General features: G+C 43.6%; 14 protein-coding genes. 2 read left to right on the top strand and 12 right to left on the bottom strand.

Annotated features, from left to right (window positions below):
* Positions 1-70: 70 nt before the first annotated feature.
* Together DSCA_RS26190 and DSCA_RS26185 are read right to left on the bottom strand one after the other, a co-directional pair.
* On the bottom strand, positions 71-1474 hold the full coding sequence (locus DSCA_RS26190) for an IS1380 family transposase (RefSeq protein WP_155314716.1): 1404 nt from the start codon (positions 1472-1474) through the stop codon (positions 71-73).
* A 444-nt stretch (positions 1475-1918) separates the two neighbouring features.
* Positions 1919-2323, bottom strand: coding sequence for a VOC family protein (locus tag DSCA_RS26185; RefSeq protein WP_155319252.1), 405 nt, complete (start codon positions 2321-2323; stop codon positions 1919-1921).
* Positions 2324-2651: 328 nt separating this feature from the next.
* Here DSCA_RS26185 and DSCA_RS26180 point away from each other — a divergent pair, with 328 nt between their 5' ends.
* Positions 2652-3695 carry an IS110 family RNA-guided transposase gene (locus tag DSCA_RS26180; RefSeq protein WP_155314958.1) on the top strand — a complete coding sequence of 348 codons (1044 nt, stop codon included), beginning with the start codon at positions 2652-2654 and terminating at the stop codon, positions 3693-3695.
* Between the two features lie 649 nt (positions 3696-4344).
* Here DSCA_RS26180 and tnpC read toward each other — a convergent pair.
* On the bottom strand, positions 4345-5736 hold the full coding sequence (tnpC, locus tag DSCA_RS26175) for an IS66 family transposase (RefSeq protein WP_155319251.1): 1392 nt from the start codon (positions 5734-5736) through the stop codon (positions 4345-4347).
* Positions 5737-6147: 411 nt separating this feature from the next.
* On the bottom strand, positions 6148-6678 hold the full coding sequence (locus DSCA_RS26170; protein WP_269434690.1) for a GyrI-like domain-containing protein: 531 nt from the start codon (positions 6676-6678) through the stop codon (positions 6148-6150).
* Positions 6679-6812: 134 nt separating this feature from the next.
* On the opposite strand from DSCA_RS26170, the gene DSCA_RS26165 reads away from it, so the two are divergent.
* Positions 6813-8216, top strand: a complete 1404-nt coding sequence (locus DSCA_RS26165) for an IS1380 family transposase (protein ID WP_155315350.1) — start codon at positions 6813-6815, stop codon at positions 8214-8216.
* An 844-nt stretch (positions 8217-9060) separates the two neighbouring features.
* Here DSCA_RS26165 and DSCA_RS32730 read toward each other — a convergent pair.
* The 8 genes from DSCA_RS32730 to DSCA_RS26125 all read right to left on the bottom strand — a co-directional run bounded on the left by DSCA_RS32730 (position 9061) and on the right by DSCA_RS26125 (position 20512).
* On the bottom strand, positions 9061-9303 hold the full coding sequence (locus DSCA_RS32730) for a transposase (protein ID WP_331457174.1): 243 nt from the start codon (positions 9301-9303) through the stop codon (positions 9061-9063).
* A 292-nt stretch (positions 9304-9595) separates the two neighbouring features.
* Positions 9596-10339 (bottom strand): hypothetical protein, encoded by a 744-nt coding sequence (locus tag DSCA_RS26155; protein ID WP_155319249.1) that lies wholly within the window; start codon positions 10337-10339, stop codon positions 9596-9598.
* 223 nt (positions 10340-10562) lie between these two features.
* Entirely contained in the window at positions 10563-11099 is a 537-nt protein-coding gene (locus tag DSCA_RS26150; RefSeq protein ID WP_155319248.1) for a GNAT family N-acetyltransferase, read from the bottom strand.
* A gap of 78 nt (positions 11100-11177) precedes the next feature.
* On the bottom strand, positions 11178-13358 hold the full coding sequence (locus DSCA_RS26145; RefSeq protein WP_155319247.1) for an NACHT domain-containing protein: 2181 nt from the start codon (positions 13356-13358) through the stop codon (positions 11178-11180).
* A 444-nt stretch (positions 13359-13802) separates the two neighbouring features.
* Positions 13803-15728, bottom strand: a complete 1926-nt coding sequence (locus DSCA_RS26140) for a UvrD-helicase domain-containing protein (protein ID WP_155319246.1) — start codon at positions 15726-15728, stop codon at positions 13803-13805.
* Entirely contained in the window at positions 15710-17800 is a 2091-nt protein-coding gene (locus tag DSCA_RS26135; RefSeq protein ID WP_155319245.1) for an ATP-dependent nuclease, read from the bottom strand. Before DSCA_RS26135 ends, DSCA_RS26140 begins: the two co-directional genes overlap by 19 nt.
* Before the next feature lie 267 nt (positions 17801-18067).
* A complete protein-coding gene (locus tag DSCA_RS26130; protein WP_155319244.1) occupies positions 18068-19732 on the bottom strand; it encodes an IS1634 family transposase in 1665 nt (554 codons plus the stop codon).
* Positions 19733-20026: 294 nt separating this feature from the next.
* On the bottom strand, positions 20027-20512 hold the full coding sequence (locus tag DSCA_RS26125; protein ID WP_155319243.1) for a hypothetical protein: 486 nt from the start codon (positions 20510-20512) through the stop codon (positions 20027-20029).
* Between the last annotated feature and the right edge of the window lie 291 nt (positions 20513-20803).

The raw sequence follows: 20803 nt of genomic DNA, 5'->3' as shown, positions 1-20803 counted from the left end.
TGCGCATTTTAGCCTGTTTTAGCGCACACCTCTCCACCGGTTTTACTCCAAATTTTATTTTCCCTGCGGGTTATTCGATAACCGGCGCTTTGCGGCACCGTTCAAACAACTCCGGCAAGCGTAGGTTTTCCAGGCAGGTCCTAGTCACCTTTAAGACCGTTTGCTCACTGTGGAAAACGATTTTACCGGCGATATCGATCAGCCGTCTACGCACCGTGGAGGCATAGGAACCAATCGATAATACCGGCGCACTGACATCTTCTTTAAACGACTCGAGCAGAAAATGACCGACCAGCATCATATAATACCAGGCTGCATTGGGGGCGAATCGTTTGAAAGGCAGTTGTTCGTGACCGAAATCCTTCAACGCCCGGTTGGCCAATTCGTCGCTGCCGCGTTCATGATAGCAGGCGACGAGCCCATTGGTGGTCAGATATTCCACCGCTCCGGCGTTTTCCAGCATACCGTCGATCGCCTGACCTTGACCGATGTTGGTGACGATGATGGTGTCAGGCCGAAATCCCGGAAGGTAAAGCTGTTTGCTGTTATCGTGCATCAACCGACAAAAAATCGCGCGGCGGAATTGTTTCCAGTTGCCTTGCCGGATACCGAACTCGGCGTATTTCCAGGCTTTCTTCTTTCCGGATTCGAACCGTTTCCATTTGGACGCATCCCAGTTGTCCGCCATTTGCTTGATGTCTTTATACACTTTGCCGCCGCAGACATAACCGACATGAAGCCTTTCGCAAAGCTCGAAGATTTTCTGGTCGAAAAACCCGCTGTCCATGCGGATGATAATCGGCACATCCCCACGGTAGTCGCATCTGATTTTAAGAACCATGTGCCGGATCATATTCAGGACCGTATCGCCATGATTGGAATGTTTGTCCCCACTGCGAAACACCGCATCGACAATCAAACGTCCCCAATTCATTTGCAGGGGTTGAAAGCCCTTTTTCTTCTTGTAGGTGGGCTTCACGCCGTGCCGGCATTTTGCATCGTCATTGTCCATGACCATCGTATCGATACCCAATTCGATCACATCGGGTTGCGTAATCCGCAGACGCCAGATGAAAAGGGCCTGCAAAAGGCGCCGGAACAAAAACACGCGAGTCCAGGCGAATGCTTTGAAAAAACGTTTGATTTGATGAGAAGAGGCCATGTCTTCAGTTGGCGTCTCTATGCTGCCGGCATAGCCCTCATCGCGAGAAATCTGGTCGAAATATGCCAGGCGCCGACTGGTCCCATCGGCGAAAAAGCAGAGCACTTGTTTGAAAAGTTCTGTAATGGCAAGGCCTTTTCGGTTCTTGCGGATGGATCCAAACCAGCGGTCGAACCAGCCAAAAACCTGAATGCCGTGCATATACGCCACGAACAGGGCCAGCCCGGCTCTTCCGGTCAACCGGTCGGACGTCGTTTCGATGCGTTGGATTTTGAGTTCACTTTGTCGGTAGTTTTTGCTATGCTTACTCATAGAGTCCTTTACCTATTGGGTGTGTTTACGCTTGTTGTAAACATGGTGGTTTTTAACAAGTATTATAACACATTATCCAATTTTAGAGGACTCTTTTTTTGTGAAAATCGCGTATTTTAGGCCTTATTAAGGCCATCATAAAAATTCTCCCTGAAATAGTTTTTATCAGAATCGGAATTCACGAGATCAACTCGAATCGATTCATCAATGGTATGGATATCAACTAGTCCTGCCTCAATGAACTTCTTTTCAGTTTCATTTGCATGACAAGTGGCCCTTGCAATAAATACAAGAACCACACTTATGAGCAGTATATATGTTTTGGAAATATTCATATTGATTTATAACGCCAACAGCACGCGCGGCTACGGAATGGAGGCGAAGCCGCAATGTAGTAGCCGACGCCGTGCCTGTGATTGTTAGGAACTGCCGATGGTTCCGCCATTACGTCAGATCCTGATAAGGGTTGTAGGCTACTTCCCAGTAATGACCTTCCGGATCTTGAAAGTAACCGGAGTAACCGCCCCAGAAAACCTCCGCCGCTGGTTTAATAAGTTGCGCGCCTGCGGATACTGCCTGACTAAGGACAGCATCAACTTCTGATTTGCTTTCAACATTGTGAGCCAGTGTAATACCGGAAAAGCCAACCTGAGCGGGATCGGCTAACCCGATGTCCTTGGCCAGCTCTTCCCGCGGGTAGAGCGCTAGCCAGGTTCCTTCCAGACTGAAAAAGGATATATTGCCGCCTTCAAAGTCGTGCTTTGGCAGACCGAGACCTTCGCCATAGAAGCGAGTGGCCCTCTCCAGATCCCCCACACCAAGCGTGATAATGCTGATTTTCGGTTTCATGATTCCCTTCCTAACGTTTCGCTTCACCTGACGGGCGGGTTGTGCTTGTACAGATCTTCAAAAAAAGATTGCAATAAAAGCAAATGTAGTGTTTCAGAAAAATGCAATTGCCCGCCCGGTCCGTGTGTAAGCAGTTGATACTAGTTATGGCCTCCCAAAGAAACGGGGCTGTCGTGTAAACCCATCATCATATTTCCTGTTCTCCGACGAGCTTTTTAATACCCCATTCTCGAACAGAAAACATGATGATGGGTTGCCCCCTTTCACTTGCAACGGTAAACTTTTGTTACCCCTAACAAATACTTACCCAAGCAAAAGGAGGCACATCATGAAATTTTACAACCGACAGCACAAGTATTACTGCGGTGTCGATCTGCATGCCAGGAAAATGTATGTCTGCATCCTCGACCATAAAGGAAAAATTGTTGTTCACCTGAATATCAAAACCGACCCGGAACTCTTTTTCGAACTGGTGTTCCCGTTTATCGAAGACGTTGTTGTCGGTGTTGAATGTGTCTTCTGCTGGTACTGGCTGGCCGATCTGTGCGCCGATCACAAAATCGATTTCGTCCTTGGACACGCATTATACATGAAAGCCATCCACGGCGGCAAAACCAAAAACGATAAAATCGATTCTTACAAACTCGCCATGTTACTCAAAGGCGGCAATTTTCCCACCGCTTATCCCTATCCGGCCAAGTGGCGGGCAACACGGGATCTGCTGCGCCGGCGCATGTATCTGTCGAGACGATGCAGCGAACTGGTAGCCCATATTAACAACACCAATACCCAGTACAACCTGCCGGCGTTCAGGAAAAAATTGTCACGCAAATACAACCATGGCGGTGTCGCCGAAAGGTTTGAAGACCCGGCTGTCAGAAAGAGCATCGAAGTCGACTTGGCCATGATCGATGCCATGAATCAGATTCTTAAAAAGCTTGAATGGCATATCGAAAAAACCGCCCGCCAGCATGATTACCACACTTTATATCTGCTGCGCTCAATCCCCGGTGTCGGGCAGATCCTGGCCCTGGTAATCCTGTACGAGGTCCATGATGTCAGGCGGTTTCCCAGGGTACAGGATTTCTCATCCTATGCCAGGCTGATCCGGCCGGTAAAAGAGTCCGACGGCAAGTGGGCCGGGCACAGCAACAAGAAGATCGGCAACCACCATCTCAAATGGGCGATCAAGGAAGCCGCGATCCTCATGCTCAGGGATTCATCCCAGGCAAAGTATTTCGTTTCCAAACTGGAACACAAATACAATAAAGGCAAGGCTCTGGGAATCTTCACCCACAAGCTGGGCCGGGCCATTTACTTTATGCTCAAAAACAAGGAGGCGTTCAACATGAAACGATTCTTCGATCAATAGATGTGGAACCGGAAGGTGTCAACTTATCGCATAACTGAGATCAAACGGGCGGATCTGAGTCTCTCGATTTAAGACATGCAGCCCGACTGCGAAAAAAGAGTGGACCCGATGCCCGAAGCTCAATGCTTTGATTGGCGGCACCTTTCGGTTCCATCCACGCATACGGATAGCTTGACCGGTGGTGATCGTGTTCTGCCCCTTATCCGAGTGACACCCTAACTGGACGTCCGCCCGTCGGACGAGCCGATACCTTTGACTGCGCCGGAATAAGGGAATCGAAATATATTCTGAAGCCGCCTTAAGGTGGCACGCTGATTGTCAAAGAACCATCTGGCAAATCAGTCAATCCTGATAGATGTTTGGTGCAGACGCGTTATCCAAACGCGCTGACGCTCGCGACCGAAGACGCAAGCCGGAACCAACGAATTGCTTGTCAAGGAATCCGAGAAAAGAGACGGAAGAGGTTCGCTTAGAAATTGATTATTCCGATCCATGAGAGAAGTTTTTTCCTTGACAACCGGAGGCCATATAGATGTTAGCGATTGTTTTATAATGATTTGTTTTTCTAATGTCATTTCTTAATATTTAAATAATAACGCATATTTTCCATTTCATTATCGTACGCGTTCACGGGATATTCCCGTATGAATCAAATCCAGGAAAGGTCAGGCATTATATTACGAAAGTAGGAAGCAATACATTCCACGAGAAATGGGAACGTGGGCTTTTCATTTAAACGGCAGGTCTCTTTCAGTGACAAGATCCGCTCGACCCACCGATTACCCTTTTCGCTTTGGGTTCCCAGACTGCGTTTTCGCCACAGCACACCAAAACGTAAGGCCCGCTCAGCGCGATTATTTGTAGGTTCGACGCCATGGTGATCGAGAAAGGTCCACAGACTGTCCATTTCCCGTACGATCTGACGGGCAAGTCTACCAGCATCGGTCTTGTCCTCCTCCCAAAGGGAGACGGTGAACAAGAAGAACGTATAAAAATCCGACCACTGTTTTGAGTCGGGAGGTTCTTTGGCAAACGATACCAGTTGCCTCAGCCAGGCGGCGACGATTTCTCCGAAGCGGCGAAGGTCGGGTTTCTTTCTTTCCGTCAGGGCATCGGCCTTGCGGATCAGGTGAGCCAGGCAGGTTTGGCGGTGCACCCATTTTTGGTATAGGCCGTATCCATCACTGACCAGAATGCCGTTCCAATCCTGGATTAAGTTTTCGAAGGCCGCCTTAGACCGGTGTGGGTCGATACGATAAAATGCCACCCGTTCATTTACCATGGCCCACAGCCAGTGCAGATCATTTTGCTTAAACCAGGATGTTTCGTCGATGTAGTTACACCAAAAGCGTCGGGCGATCTGGCCGATGCGTTCGTAGACTGGCAATAGCGCATTTGAGGTGCGGTCGACAATTTTCTGGATGGTTCCGGTGGCAATGGGAATGTCTAATACAGATTCGCACAACTTTTTGACATCGTTTCGGCTCATGCCCTTGATGCCGCTCAGTTCACCGATAAAGGCGGTAAAACGAGGACCGTAACCGGTGGACATCTCAGGTGGCAGCATGGCTTTGACCACGTTACCGCAGTTAGGGCAATCGCATTGCTGGAGAAGATAGTGATTGACTTGCATTTCGATTTCGGGAAGCTCAATATGTTGATGTACGTAAAACGTTTTCATCTTTTCCTGATCGAAAGCCGAATGCCCGCATGAGCAACGTTGCGGGGTCAACCAATAGCTCTCGGTCGGGTCCAGCACTTGCTGCTGGTGCGGCTTATGGCCTTTCTGACCGCCTTTAGCCTTTTTGCTCTTTTTTTGCTTTCTCTTCTTCCTCGCAAAAGGTGGATCGGAAGACGGTGACTTGCTGGAGTTGTGAGAATTTTTCCGGGTCCGAACCTCGAGCTTCTCGAGCCGTTTTTCGTGGAGTGCAATCCGCTGTTCCATATCGAAAAGCGTCCGTTCCAGAGCCATGATGTAATGACGCACCGGCTCTGGCGTCAGTTGCCAATCGAGTTCCGAAAAAGGTCTTTTGAGTGCCATGAAAAGCACCCTATCATAGCCAAAAAGAAAAATCTAGATTTATTTTGAATTATTCCAGATGGTTAGGAACCTTACTTTTGTGTATTGATTTCGGGGACTTGCGAAGCCAATCGGACCATCAAAGTACCCCGTGAATGCTTACCACATTTCAATGCCCATAGCTAACGTCGCCGGATGAGCCGCGAGACTCGCAGGCTCCGGGACGAAATGGTTTTTATTTCGGGCCGGAGGCGAGAATCGCAGTCGGCTCCATGGGCCTGATAAGTGGAGCGCGCAGCGCGACAAGTTCAGGCCCATGGCGAAGCAGCCGGCGACGATAAGCTGGAGCGCGGAGCGGTCCAGCTTATCGTCGCTTTTCAGCGGGCGCGCGCTTTTTGCGCTCCGCTGCAAAAGCATGGTTATGTGATTTTTTTATTCAACTTCAAAACGTAAAACCGTTTTTAATTTTTCTGGGTCTACTTTTCTTGGGTCAGAAATATATATTTCTTTATGCTGTTTTGATTTCCGTTTTAAATTATTTTGCGAACAAAATTCTTCCATAATATCAAATGATACCTGTTCGTTATCATAACTACCAAGATGCATCATTTGTACGCATTTTCCATCAGATAGTTCCTTGAATTTAAGTTTTTCAATAAGAGGATTGGATTTTTTCTTTTCAGCCCATTCTTTTGCTTTTACGGCGTATTCTCGGTTGACAAAATCGGGTTGCCTAATCATCAGAGTAAAGACAAGTTCGTTCTTATCTAATGTTCCGTCAAATGATTCTTTTGCCTTTTCAGAAATATCCCAAATGCCTTCCAGGGGGTACACCGTATATTCATAAAAATTTTCAGGTTCTAAACCTTTTTTGTACGACATCCTAATTGCGTAAGAAGTGGCATACAATGCCTCAATGCACTCTCCGAAAAATGAACTGTTTGGATTCCCGTTTCCATTTATTGTGTAATATTTACCTAAAATACGCGATTTTCATAAAAAAAGAGTCCTTTAAAATTGGATAACGTGTTATAATGCTTGTTAAAAACCGCCAAGTTTACAACAAGCGTAAACACACCCAATAGGTAAAGGACTCTATGAGCAAGCATAGCAAAAACTACCGACAAAATGAACTCAAAATTCGACGCATCGAAACGACTTCCGACCGGTTGACCGGAAGAGCCGGGCTGGCCCTGTTCGTGGCGTATATGCACGGCATTCAAGTTTTTGGCTGGTTCGACCGCTGGTTCGGATCCATCCGAAAAAACCGAAAAGGAATTGAGATTACAGAGCTTTTCAAACAAGTTCTCTGCTTTTTTGCCGATGGAACCAGTCGGCGCCTGGCATACTTCGACCAGATTTCCCGTGATGAAGGCTATGCCGGCAGCATTGAGACGCCAATCGAAGACATGGCCTCTTCTCATCAAATCAAACGCTTTTTCAAAGCATTCGCCTGGACGCGCGTCTTTTTGTTCCGCCGCCTTTTGCAGACCCTTTTCATCTGGCGTCTGCGGATTACGCAACCCGATGTGATCGAATTGGGTATCGATACGATGGTCATGGACAATGACGATGCAAAATGCCGGCACGGCGTGAAGCCCACATACAAGAAGAAAAAGGGCTTTCAGCCCCTGCAGATGAATTGGGGGCGCTTCATTGTCGATGCGGTGTTTCGTAGTGGGGACAAACATTCCAATCACGGCGATACGGTCCTGAATATGATCCGGCACATGGTTCTTAAAATCAGATGCGAATACCGTGGGGATGTGCCGATTATCATCCGCATGGACAGCGGGTTTTTCGACCAGAAAATCTTCGAGATTTGCGAAACGCTTCATGTCGGTTATGCCTGCGGCGGCAAGGTGTATAAAGACATCAAGCATATGGCGGACAACTGGGATTCGTCCAAGTGGAAACGGTTCGAATCCGGCAAGAAGAAAGCCTGGCAATATGCCGAGTTCGGTTGCCGGCAAGGCAACTGGAAACGGTTCCGCCGCGCGATTTTTTGTCGGTTGATGCACGATGACAGCAAACAGCTTTACCTTCCCGGCTTTCGCCCTGATACCGTCATTATCACCAACATCGGTCAAGGCCAGGCGATCGACGGTATGCTGGAAAAAGCTGGGGCGGTGGAATATCTGACCACCAATGGGCTCGTCGCCTGCTATCATGAACGCGGCAGCGACGAATTGGCCAACCGGGCGTTGAAGGATTTCGGTCACGAACAACTGCCTTTCAAACGATTCGCTCCCAATGCAGCCTGGTACTATATGATGCTGGTCGGTCATTTTCTGCTCGAATCGTTTAAACAAGATGTCAGTGCGCCGGTATTATCGATCGGTTCCTATGCCTCCACGGTGCGCAGACGGCTGATCGATATCGCCGGCAAGATTGTATCCCACAGTGGAGAAACGATTTTGAAGGTATCCAAGGCCTGTGCGGCAAGCCTCCGCTTGCCGGACCTGTTCGAACGGTGCCGCACAGCGCCGGTTATCGCATAACCGGCAGGAAAACAAAATTCGGAGTAAAACCGGCGGAGGGGTGCGCGTAAAAGCAGAGAAATGTGAACATATGCCTGAAATAAACTCGGTCAGGACGGCTTGTCCGGAGAAATAGTCTCAAATTCTCAGCCGATTCCGCTTTTTCTACCGTGTTTTACCAGGATACTTCTGTTCAAAACCAAAATCGCCTCGTTTAGGATTTATAAATTGGAATTTCAATTACTACTGGCTTATTTGGTGGCAAGTAGATTCCTTTTTCTTTTTTTCTCCATTCATATTTCATGATGTTCCTTTATTTTCATGCACATAACGACCGCAATCACCTGACCGCCCTGGCCCTGGCTACTGCCGTAGCAGAAGCAAGAATAAAATGGGGTCGGGCCACGCCAACACACTATATTTATACAGTATCACTTACAAACATAGGTGTTTTTACCCTCTATATCACCGTTTTGGGCACCGAAATGAGCACCATAGGGCATGTGGCTTTCACGAAGCTGATATGAATCCCCACCGTTAATTCGCTTGCGGCCTTTGGTTACAATACTCATTTGCCTCTTCACGCCATCTATAAATGCCCTACTTCCAACTGCGAGGCTGCGAGTCTACTTCGCATCCCTGGCAATCATCTTTTTTTGTAAGCAGGCTTCAAACCATTTCCTATGGTTAATCCGGACATCATGGCAGCTATCGAAACCGAGCAGTTGTCGCGAACAATCGTAATTGATCAGAATCTTTTTTCTTTTTGGCTGTTGTATCTCATTAAATCCTCCAAAAGGCCATCTGGATGGGTGATTCACAACACCGGCCCGAACCATATTCAGATCAATGTATACAAGACACTTTAAAAAAGGTGTTCAGCGTTTTCAATCGCTGTTGCGTGACAGCGGTCTTCCCAAAATTCTCCTTTTCGCTTTTTCCGTTGGTTGAATTCCTGCCCGGTTCGACCGGCAATCAGCTTGATGGAGTCAGGTATTGCATTGCGGGCGCCATCATCTGCCAAAAGCAGATGGATGTGATTTGATATGACCGTATAATCGAGAATCACCAGGCCATATCGTTTCCTATCTTCAAAAAGCCATGGCAGCCATCGCTTCCGGTCTCTGGTGAATTTTAGCTAAAATTCCCGTTTATGGCATCGGTGGGTAATGTGCCATATTTGTCCTGGGATATAGTGTCTTTTAGCTCTTACTATGCCTATAATGCTGTTTTTGCCCTTTAAAAGTGTAATATAGGCCTGTTTTCAGGGCTTCTTTTTTACAAATACTATTTTTTTACGAATGGTTAGCGCGGCCCGACCCCCTGTACATTATACGGGCCGAAGCGCCTTGAGTCAGATACAAGAATTTGACCGGAAACCACACCACGATCAATCAGACTTATTCGTCCACCAAAAGCATTAAGACCCCAGGCGATAAAGATAAAACCGAAGGCGGCGCACCTTGTCCAAAGACAACCCTTTTGAGATTCACAGAGCCCGTGACCGTCCCACCGGTAGTCGTATTGGCCTCAAAATCATTGTCAACGGCAAAACTCTGAGGAGCGACGATGCTCGAGATATTCCAATCTGTAAATGGGTAGATTATCTGATTGCGGCTATTTCTAAAATAAGGGCTGACAGAATTATCATGAAAATAGAGTCCCAGGGAACCTTCCTGTATTGGAATGCTTGTTGGAATCATTTGGTTGGGTTCTACGTTATCATCACCATACCAAGTTACGAAGGCAGTCATTTCACTATTTGCCCCTACTGACATGGCTAATTCATATTCGTTACCGCCATCATCCGAGAATTCAAGTTCCAGACATAAACTGACGGTTGTATCCTCGGTGCTGGTAACCGTGTAGTCCAATGCGGAGAACTCCAACTCAACATACGCATCTGAATTTATGGAAAACCCTGATAAAACATGTCTTGATGCACTAAGCCCGCCCTCAATTCCACTATTAACGTCTATCTCGACATCGACGCCTCCAGTCGGATTAACTGATAGCGTATATGTTCCAGCGACTTTTGTTTGATAGTCCCAATCGCCATCCAGTGTATAAACGACCTCATCTGCCAATACGGTTACAGCAAACAGACCAATCACCAGGATCGAAACCAAGATTTTGTTCAGCATGCTTTCCTCCTCGCTTTTAGCTTATTCCCAAGTAAGTCAAAGTCGTAAGTGGCTGCTCTGAAAAAATCAGGTCGGAATCTTCGCAGTACCCAATTCCTCTACCTTGTTTAGTTTGAATACTGCATCTCAAATTCGAGATCGTCTACTTTAGGTTTAAATACCGGCCAAGTGAGGGGCGCCGCGAACAAACGACAATTCAAATGCCAAGATTCACCGCGTCCCCTCAACGGACTGGTTGTGTGCCGGCCTTTGCAACATAACTATACATGAATTGATCGAGAATTTTGCCATCTTTAAAAACATTCGATCGCAGAACACCCTCACAAGCAAATCCTGCCTTTTCTAAAACCCTTGCCGAGGCTGGGTTTGTCGTATACGGCTCAGCGTAAATCCTATGCAACTTTAACACATGGATTCCATGAGAAATCATTTTTTTAACGGCCTGCGTCATTATACCTTTTCCCCAAAATGGTTCTGCAAGCCAATAGCCCATCTCTGCGGTAAATCGATGTACATCCTTGCCGATCACCAACCCGATGCTACCAATTACCTCAGATTGGGTTGCAATGGCAAATATGGTTGTTGGATTGGATTCAATCGCCCGTGAAATAAAAAGTTCCGCATCTTTAATGCCGTATGGATGCGGAAAAGCATCCCGTAGATTCATCCAGATCTTTTTATTGTTGGCATACTTAGAGATCGATAAAGCATCCTCCATATGCCAATCACGAATTATGTATTTTCCTATTTCTTGATCCATTTTTGATCCATCACACAACGGGTTTTTCACAGGTGCCCGTTGTTTGGCGTCCTGTGCAAAAATGGGTTAGGCATCAAGTTATTCTGTGTCTCCATATTCTGTCTTATCTAAATACTCATCATATAGTTTTGATTGATATTCGTTTTTTTCTTTTCGCATTATTTGTATTTCGCGTTTTTTATCAAAATCGTCTGAAATCGTATTCGACAACTCTTCTCTAAATTCTATTCGGTTTATAGCGTAACCCCAGTACTTTTCTAATTCCTTGAACAATAAATTTTTACCTGTCTCAAAATGCTCAAAAGGGACATTGGAGCTCTGAAGAATGTGTAATAAATCGAGCAAACAAAACCGTATTAAGTTAGATGATGAAAAATATTTACGATTAGAAAATGACATATTACATAAAGTCAGTATATCAGTCTTATTTCGTACAAATAAATCGCCCCCTAAGATATTTTTCAAATCTTCTATTAGGTTTCTTGTATTTTTATAATGATTCCCCGCTATGCTGTTTAGCTTATGTATTTTTGATAACGGAATTCCTCTTTGTTTCAATAAATCAATAAGATTTTGTTGAATTTTATAATAAGATTGTTTCAATTTTTTATTTAAATATATATAAAGTATTGGTGTGTCGTCCTCACTCATTGCACATTCATCGTACTCTACTTTCGCTATAGATATCGATATTTTTGCTGCTTTTGCAACATAGCTTACCAAGTATAAAATTATTTCTTTTTGAACTTTTTCGGAGCAAATTGGCTTTGCATCCCAAATTACACGTAAAAGTAAAACATCATTAAAGCTATCAAACCGAGCTCTTTTGAAAAGATACTTTAAATATAGATCTGAATTATGGAGTTTTTTTGCTAAAAAAATATGAATATCGAACCATTCTTCGCTGTTAAAATACCTTTTTATCCAATCAATTTCTTTACGATTATCAACCAAATAATTAGCAACTAAATACTCATGAATTGTGAAATGAGAAAAAGTATAATAACCTGGGGCCTTTTCGCAAAGAATTCCAAAATCACGATATAATGAAGAAAGAATATATTCCGCTTCTGGGAGTTCACAGCTTAACATTTTGGAAAGGCGATTTACAAAATCTGATTGCTCAATATCATCTTTTGTAAATACAATTCTTCCTTTAAAATGCATTATTGCTGCTAACCATGAAACAAAAACTTTTCGTTTTGTGCTAGACAAATCCTTTAATGCAGTTTCTCTTTCTATAAATCTAAAATCATCCCATTTGCCCAAGAATACGTCAATCGAACGATTATATAATTCTACAATGTCGCTAGGAATATTAAGGTTTTCTTTAAATAGTGCACAGATTAGACTCAACAATAATGGATTAGATCCAAGATCTAATAACTCAATTTTATTTTCTAAAATTGAAATAAGGTTCAATCCTTTTTTTTCATCTATATTTTTGTACCAGTTCTTTATGAATTGTTTTCTATCATAGGAACTAAATGGTAGAATCTCGAATGCCTCAAAACTTGGCATAGCTACATCACAATAAAATGGTCTTGTTGATATACATAAATAAGATTTAGGATATTTTGCAAAGATTCTATTTAGCTCTTGAATTGTCTTTTTATAGAAATCCTTATTTACTTCATCTAATCCGTCAATCAGAATCATACATTTACCATGCTCAAGCAACCTATCAATAACCCTTTCTGGTTCACCTATTTTTAGCCACGACAATAGATCCACTGATGCCTTGAGTACGGTTTTGTTATTATACTCCAATTCAGATGCAGAAAAAAATATCGGCAACACATTATTTTGTCTAATTTTTTTTCCACGTGCAACTTCAAGTGTTACCCATTTAAAAAGTGTGCTTTTTCCAGCCCCAGCGTCTCCGTATAAAAGAAAGCCACCATTAGACTTTTCAATGGCATCAAGTGGTGAATATATCTGTTCATTTTGTTGCCTATAACCCAGTTTGCCTGAGACTTGATGCATAACAGAATTTTTTATTTCTTCAGTAGTTTTGTAGCTATCTCTCTGGATTCGGTTAGATACCTTGACAGGAATATATATATCTTCAACACTTAAATTTCTTCTAGAACGATAAAGTGATATAGTGCCAACTAGCCTTGAGATATAGTCGGCGTATTTATTTTTACTTATAGTTAGCAGCTTTTTTTCTTGAAAAAATGCTTCAGAGGCAAAATTGATATCATCAAATACAGACATAAAGCATTTTTTGATTATATTTTCTGTTGGCATTTCCATAATTAAAAATTATATAACGTATTAGAAATGATTTCTAAGTTTAAAAGCATTCAATATGCCGTCGTTAAATACACAGCATCGTTTCGGCCTAACGTCGCCGGATGAGGCGCGAGACTCGCAGCCTCCGGAACGAAATGGTTTTTATTTCGGGCCGGAGGCGAGAATCGCAGTCGGCTCCATGGGCCTGATAAGTGGAGCGCGCAGCGCGACACGTTCAGGCCCATGGCGAAGCAGCCGGCGACGATAAGCTGGAGCGCGGAGCGGTCCAGCTTATCGGTGCAAATAACCGGTGCAAATGGAGCGCAGCGGAATTTGCATCCGAGTTAATTTGTCTTGTTATGTGTTCTCTTTTTTGATTCTTTTAAAATATCTACGTTTATATCTCCGCTAATAAAATTCATTTTAAACTTACTATATCCAATACCAAACGAAAGTCATTTTCAATCATATTTTGATGACATTGTTAACTCCAAACCATTCAGTCGCATTATCTATCACTTGCTGGCTTGGATTTTGATAAAAAACAGCAAGATTATCTTTTGTTCTGGTGCAGCACACATAAAATATATTTTGTGTTCTTTTAATAACGCTTTGTGTACCTGAATTTAAGAATAAATTTTGAAAGTTGTAGTTATTCCAACCTCCGTTATCTAAAATGACAAGGACATTATTGAACTCCGTTCCCTTTGTTTTGTGCTGTGTGGAAAACGGTGTTTTACCTTCAAGATAGTCATACAACTTTTGAAACTCGCTGAATTGAACTCCTTTTACTCTGTTATACAGGTACTCATTCTTTGCCTTAAAATGCTCAAGCTTATCATCTATAAGGCAAATTCCTTTTTCTTGCGCATCATTGATCACTTCTTCAATCGTTTTATCTCCTACATTGACAAGGCTATCAATATTATTTTTTAATTTTCGTTTGTCTGCGATTCGGGTGATCTTGTCTCTATAGTCTGTAGCTCTCAAAAATTCATTGTAGCGCCCGGTTTTATATAGAACGATATTATTTTGAATTTTAAAGAGATGCTTTATCAGGTTGTCTCGCTTGGAACCTTTTTTGTTTTCATCTTCTTCGTCTTGTTTTTTGTCATCAATTAAAGCGTCCTTGGTTAAGTATATCTTTCTGACATCTGAGAAAGGCCTGTCTTTTAATTGTTGATATAGTTCTGCGCTTGTAGGGTCTTGAAGCAAAATATCTTTCTTGAGTTGCCTTTGTCTGTTCTTTAATTTAAATTTATCAACAACAACATCAAAACTGTCATTTTCGGCTATTTCAATTTCAGGTTTATTATTTTTTTTATTGTATTTAATCTTGCTTAAAATATCACTTTTTAATCTAAGCACAGGATCACTATCATAAATATCCATCAGTGCCCGGAAACCTGCTTTGTCAGCGATCAGATTATGGGTTAAATTCAGCTCTTTCGTTTCCTGAGCATTCTCAAAGTGCCAGCAGTGGTTTCCGGTTAAGTATTGCTTCACTGCTGAAAGATTTTCGTTGGGTGAATGAATGAACAGGATGCTCCCCTCTTTTACCTGGCCATCTGTCATATTCGGTGCATTTTCATCAACGGAAGGCTCCTGCACTATTCCGTCTGTTCTTAATCTGTTCGCCAAGTCAATTACCTTCCGTGGGTTTCTTCTGTTTTTAGCTTTCTTTACCTCAATAACCTTATCTGTCGCATCTCCTTTATATTCATCCAAATTCCCAATTCCATCATCATAGATGGATTGCATGGCATCTCCGAAAAAACCAATAATGTTTTGCTTCTTGCTTTTTTTAAAGTGATTCAGAAAAATATCTACGACCGCCTTGTTTGTATCCTGGTATTCATCAATGAAAATAAATTGATATTTGTCTTTAACAATTTTGTTGAGCTTTGGATATTTTTCAAAAAGGTAATTCGCTATGATCAATAACTCGTCATGGGAAATGATGCCTTCTTTGAGTTTTAAATATTCTTTGTACTGAATTCCTTCTTCGCAATCATCAAAAAAATCAGCCGGTATGAGGTTGCCTTCATCAATTGAGATTTTTGACCCTTCATCATTCGCTAAAGCAATGATGGCGGACTTTAGCTCTTTTTGAAAGTGTTTGATATTGTCCCATAAAAAATCGTGAATAGTGGACACATTTAAATTTGTATGGTTCACCCGTTCTTCAATTTCCTTAACAGCGGCATTGGTATATGTCATGCAGGCTACTTTGGCGGTCTGATTTTCGGCAATTACCTGACGGATAACCTGAACCAAAGAATAAGTTTTGCCGCTTCCAGCACCTCCGCTTAACAAAAAGTTACGCTTGTTATCAATGCACTGTAAAATTTTTTGTACATCCGGTTCTAATTTCAATCTCTCTTCAACCATAGCAAACCTTCTTTGATATAGGAGGGGACTTGCCAGTTACTCAATTCTTCATTACTGTGATAGATGATATCTAATGCAAAGTGGGTTTTTTTCTTAATGCATTTATCGGCTAATTCGTAAGCTCCAAGGTCATTTTCTAAATGCTCTCTGTTTTGAAGGCCTCTAAAGCTATCTTTGTTATCATTTACATAACCCATGTTTATATTAATAAATGCATCCTCAAAACTCCTTGCGTTGTATCCGTTTTCTTTTGTCTGATACACGACACAGAGTCTTCCATCAGCCTGATTCGTCCAGACGCCAGCTACTTTATTGAATAATTTATTCAGAAGACCGAAGCCTTTCAGATTATCCAGAGAAGGGTTATTGAAAAAATATCTAATAGCCGCATTGGAATAATCAACACCTACCTCTACTTCACATTTTTTTCCGTCACCATCAACGGCATCAAGGTCTGTAATGATCAGCCCTTTAATCCCTAAAAAGTCAATAAATCTTTCAAAAATCTGGGAGTATGCACCAACCTCAACGACTGAAATGTTTTGAGAAAGCAATGGCAGGTCCTCATCCTTTTCACCTGATGCTACAAATTTCTTTTCTTCTTCAATGTCTATCTTTCTCATTAAGGTTGGAACAAGTATTCGTTCTGTATCCCCTTCAATCAGGATGGCTTTGTCAGCGAAGAATATTTCTGCCCGACTTATTGTCAAATACTGCTTTAGGAATTGGTATTGTGTTGTTTCGGCATCATATTCATTCTTCAGGTCTTTCAGGTTTTTTGTTATTATACCGCCTCCTTTATCCCTTTTTAGGTATTTAATGTCATTAAAATCACTGTCTGCAACGATACACGCAGAATGAGTACTTATGATGTATTGTAACTCCTTGTGTTCTCCATCTTCCCGTTTAATGCCTTCACCAATCAGTTTTTTTATATTCTTAATGAAAACATATTGCATCTGGGGGTGGGTATGTGCTTCCGGTTCTTCTATAAATAGCAGGTTTATATCCGCAGGTCTTTTGTCCTTCTCTCGCTTGAACTCATGCACAAGAATTTCAATTTCAAAAATCATGCTGATAAGGTTCATGTATCCCAACCCATTGTAGTGTTCAGGCAAATGATTATCCGCATCATGTTTGTAAACAACAGTGGTATTTCCTTCGAGTAATTCCCGATGTTGGAGGGTAGAAATTATTTCAATCTCCGATTCATTGATTTTTACACCGCCAAAATCTTTTACCTTTTTAACTATGCTATCAAAAAGCGTTTTGTAAATTCCGCTTAAATGAGCGTCTGTTTCGCTCAGTTTGTCTTTAAAATCCTCAACTGCTTTGTTCTGTCCATCACTTGTCTCGGTACGCCTGTAAATCCTTGATGTTTGACCAGAAAGGGTTTTATCAACTTCTTTATTCGCAACATCTCTTTTGGCGCTAATGTATTTGAAATTGATTATATCGCTAATCTTTATCTTCTCGGTATCCAAATCAATAGATTGACCGTCACTTTCCTGCTTGGTAGCTGGATCGTAACTTAATGAACGTTTATTTATCCTGAAATAATCCGTCTGATGCAATCGCAAGAAGTCATATACGTTTCTAATGGTATAATCCGGCTTGGCTTGTATCTTCTTTTTTTCTTCCGCTTCAAATTCCCTATACTCTTTTCTAACCCTGGAATACCCTGTGAAATCGATAGTATATTCAAAACCGAGGACGACAACATTGTTGTCTGGATCTAAGTCCATCATTACCCGACTGACATTGGACAGGTTGTCTGTTTCAGTGTAGTCGATAAAAAGCCTGAGTCTTATACCTAATCGTTTATAGTTTTCCTCCGAAATGGCTTCTTCTGCTTCAACTATGGCTTTCAGTTCCTTTTTGAAATCAATATTGAAATCGTCAAATGAGAATTTGTTTCTTTCGGATTGGCCTAAGAATTTATCAAGAACTGACAGAATGGAGGTTTTACCGGTATTGTTTTTCCCGATTACTAAGGAAAGCTCCTTTTCCAAATCCATAGAAAAGCTTTTTAACAAGCGATAATTCTCTATTTTCAATTTGAATACTTTCACAGAAAAATCTCCATCAATAATGTTCAGCTCATATACGACTGTAGATCATCACATAACGTCGCCGGATGAGCCGCGAGACTCGCAGGCTCCGGGACGAAATGGTTTTTATTTCGGGCCGGAGGCGAGAATCGCAGTCGGCTCCATGGGCCTGATAAGTGGAGCGCGCAGCGCGACAAGTTCAGGCCCATGGCGAAGCAGCCGGCGACGATAAGCTGGAGCGTACATTCCGCACCCCAAGCAGCAACGATTCGACTATTTTTCATCGCTTTATGGGGCTGTGAATGTGTCAGTTGTGACGCCAAGCGCTTTCAAATACTCAAGCTGAACAGCTTTCAATGGTTTTGCCAACTGTCTGTGGTTCCCGATGGAAACGACCATGATTGAAGAGAACTTGGTCGTCATCATAAAGCTGGTCGGCTTTCTGGTTTTGCGTCGCACCCAACCGGGCAACTCACAGTCATTGGTCTCGACATACTGGCGCATGGAACGCTCCATCAAACGCCAGATCAAAAGGGAGATCAGCAATACCAGGCCCAACACTTCGATCCGCTGGGCCTTTTTCAGAAAAATGCTGTTTACGATGGCCGGGTCCTTCAGGAAGCTGAAGTTCTTCTCGATGCCGATCTGGCTCTTGTAAAGGGAGAGCAGTTCCGGGGCGGACCAGTCGCCTTGTTGGTCCAAAAGATTCGTCAACAGGACAAAGCAACCGGCTTCTTCCCTGAGCGGTTGCACTTTTTGCGGGGCTTCCACAACCGTCGCCGTTACGCGATATTCGTAGCGCAAAACCTTTCGGGGCTTACCGGCCGCAGGCCGGCCGCGACCGTATTTGGGGATTTTTTCAACACCAGCTTGAAGCCGGTGGTAGCTGGACGCGGATTGACGAATCAGTTTGTCTAACGCGACCTGCGCATCGGCCTGACAATAGTACACGGTGTCCGCGATCTTTTTGCAGTCTTTTTCAAGCTGCTTGCGGTCCTGTTTCAACATGCGATCGATGCGTTTATGACGCCGCTTGTCATGCGCGCTGGAATGCACGACGATCGCCCGGTAGGTTTTTCCGTAAAGCTCGACGGTGCCGTCATAGGCCCGATAGCGGGCAACTGAGCGATTGGGGCGGTCGCGTTCTTCGGCCAGGCGGCCGATGTCGATCCAGTCATCGGCGGCCACGGCTTCACGAATGATCCGGCCGCACTCTTTGTAGGTCGCCGGCAGGCGGGTCAGAAACCAGGTCTGACGCCTGTCGGCTTTCTTCAGATTGTCCTCGGTGACAAATGCAGAGTCGGCCACATAGACGTACGCGCCCGGTTCAAGCCCGTGTCTGGCCATGTATGCGGAGATATTGGTCAGCAGTTCGTTGTTCAAGGTCTTGTCCGAAGCGTTGCCGTCCGTCGTGGTCCCCAAAATGGGGATGTTGCGGTCGACACACAGCATCGATACCAGAAACTGTTTGAGGTCCGGTCGTTTGTCCTTGCTGTAACCATAGGTGATCTCAAACGGTGGATCAACCAGATGGTAATCGCCGAATACACTCACGGAGGTCGTATCGAAATGCAGTCGTCGCGGATCGACGGCAAAAACTGTCAATGCATTCTGCGCGATCTGAGAAAACACCTTCTGGGTACCGGTCTCGAAAATCTGATCCATGGACCGGCCCAAGTTGGTATCGCAAAAGCGTTCCGGTTCGATAGCGGTGCCCAGGAGAAGCTCCGTATCCTTTTCTTCAAAAAATTCGGTCAGACGGTAAAGCGGTGTCCGTCCCGAAAGGGTGTCGAGCACCATGCCGAATACAGCCATGCCGGGGCTCAATTCCATTTGAGAACCGACCATCCGGTCGATGGTCTCCACCAGACCGATTTTTTGTGCATAAGCCTTGACGATCGGCAGATGCCTGACCTCGGTGATGGTCAAACTTTCAGTGTCAAGCGGTGGCATGTCCCCTCCTTTGAACTGTTGTTGTCAAGATTGGGGGTAACGTACCAGCAACTAGTTGAAATGCTTAGGTATTTTTATTTTACAGTAAATACAATATGTTAAATCGCCTATGTGGTTATTTTTGAACGATAAAAAATTTCCTAAAATCGATTCTCACGGGTGCGGAATGTAAGCTGGAGCGCGGAGCGGTCCAGCTTATCGCCTTGCTCACCAGAGAAGGCCGCTTTTTGGCCCGAATCTGGTGGAGCAAAAGGTTAGGCGAGTGATATATTCAATAATTAAGTTCTTTTTCAATTAGTATGCGACGATTGAAATTAATGCTGCAAAAACCGCTGGTGTAAAGATACTAAACATAACAGCATTTATAATGTTTTCAAATTTTGAAAATATTTTAGAAAACTTTTGTTTTCCTTCCTTTAATAGAAAGAGATTTGGAAAGGTTGCAAGCATAATATGAATTGGGATAGCAGGATAAAGAAATATAGGGCGGTAATGTGAAGATTCGAAACCAGCAACTAACGCACTGCCCAATAGAGAAGAAATCACCATTATTATAGATTCGGCTACCATAACTAAAGGTACAATATTTTTAAAATCCTCTCTCTTTTTCATATAATGGGATAATACATTCTTTATAATAGCACCAGGTATTGTTGATACAAACGCGATAAATAGCACTAATAAAAAACCAAAGCCTTCCATGCCGCTTGCATACGCTGAGACAGGACTCATCAGACATAAAAGAAGTGCTAAAAATATAAACAAATATTTATGTCTCATTTGTTTCCACATTTGATAGTTTTGTAGTGAAATCTTTCTTAATGCTTATCGTCGCCGGATGAGCCGCGAGACTCGCAGGCTCCGGGACGAAATGGTTTTTATTTCGGGCCGGAGGCGAGAATCGCAGTCGGCTCCATGGGCCTGATAAGTGGAGCGCGCAGCGCGACACGTTCAGGCCCATGGCGAAGCAGCCGGCGACGATAAGCTGGAGCGCGGAGCGGTCCAGCTTATCGCCATGCTCAGCAACAGAAAAAGCCTGATTAATACTTCATGAAGACAAGCATGACAGAA

Source organism: Desulfosarcina alkanivorans (genome assembly GCF_009688945.1).
Classification (GTDB): Bacteria; Desulfobacterota; Desulfobacteria; order Desulfobacterales; family Desulfosarcinaceae; genus Desulfosarcina; species Desulfosarcina alkanivorans.
Note: the sequence above shows the minus strand (reverse complement) of the source record. Positions and strands in the feature narration are given on the sequence as shown.

Excerpts from the sequence above, each read along its gene's own strand:
- DSCA_RS26190 (WP_155314716.1), bottom strand. The coding sequence starts at position 1,474 with ATGAGTAAGCATAGCAAAAACTACCGACAAAGTGAACTCAAAATCCAA.
- DSCA_RS26185 (WP_155319252.1), bottom strand. The coding sequence starts at position 2,323 with ATGAAACCGAAAATCAGCATTATCACGCTTGGTGTGGGGGATCTGGAG.
- DSCA_RS26180 (WP_155314958.1), top strand. The coding sequence starts at position 2,652 with ATGAAATTTTACAACCGACAGCACAAGTATTACTGCGGTGTCGATCTG.
- tnpC (WP_155319251.1), bottom strand. The coding sequence starts at position 5,736 with ATGGCACTCAAAAGACCTTTTTCGGAACTCGATTGGCAACTGACGCCA.
- DSCA_RS26165 (WP_155315350.1), top strand. The coding sequence starts at position 6,813 with ATGAGCAAGCATAGCAAAAACTACCGACAAAATGAACTCAAAATTCGA.
- DSCA_RS26155 (WP_155319249.1), bottom strand. The coding sequence starts at position 10,339 with ATGCTGAACAAAATCTTGGTTTCGATCCTGGTGATTGGTCTGTTTGCT.
- DSCA_RS26150 (WP_155319248.1), bottom strand. The coding sequence starts at position 11,099 with ATGGATCAAGAAATAGGAAAATACATAATTCGTGATTGGCATATGGAG.
- DSCA_RS26145 (WP_155319247.1), bottom strand. The coding sequence starts at position 13,358 with ATGGAAATGCCAACAGAAAATATAATCAAAAAATGCTTTATGTCTGTA.
- DSCA_RS26140 (WP_155319246.1), bottom strand. The coding sequence starts at position 15,728 with ATGGTTGAAGAGAGATTGAAATTAGAACCGGATGTACAAAAAATTTTA.
- DSCA_RS26130 (WP_155319244.1), bottom strand. The coding sequence starts at position 19,732 with ATGCCACCGCTTGACACTGAAAGTTTGACCATCACCGAGGTCAGGCAT.
- DSCA_RS26125 (WP_155319243.1), bottom strand. The coding sequence starts at position 20,512 with ATGAGACATAAATATTTGTTTATATTTTTAGCACTTCTTTTATGTCTG.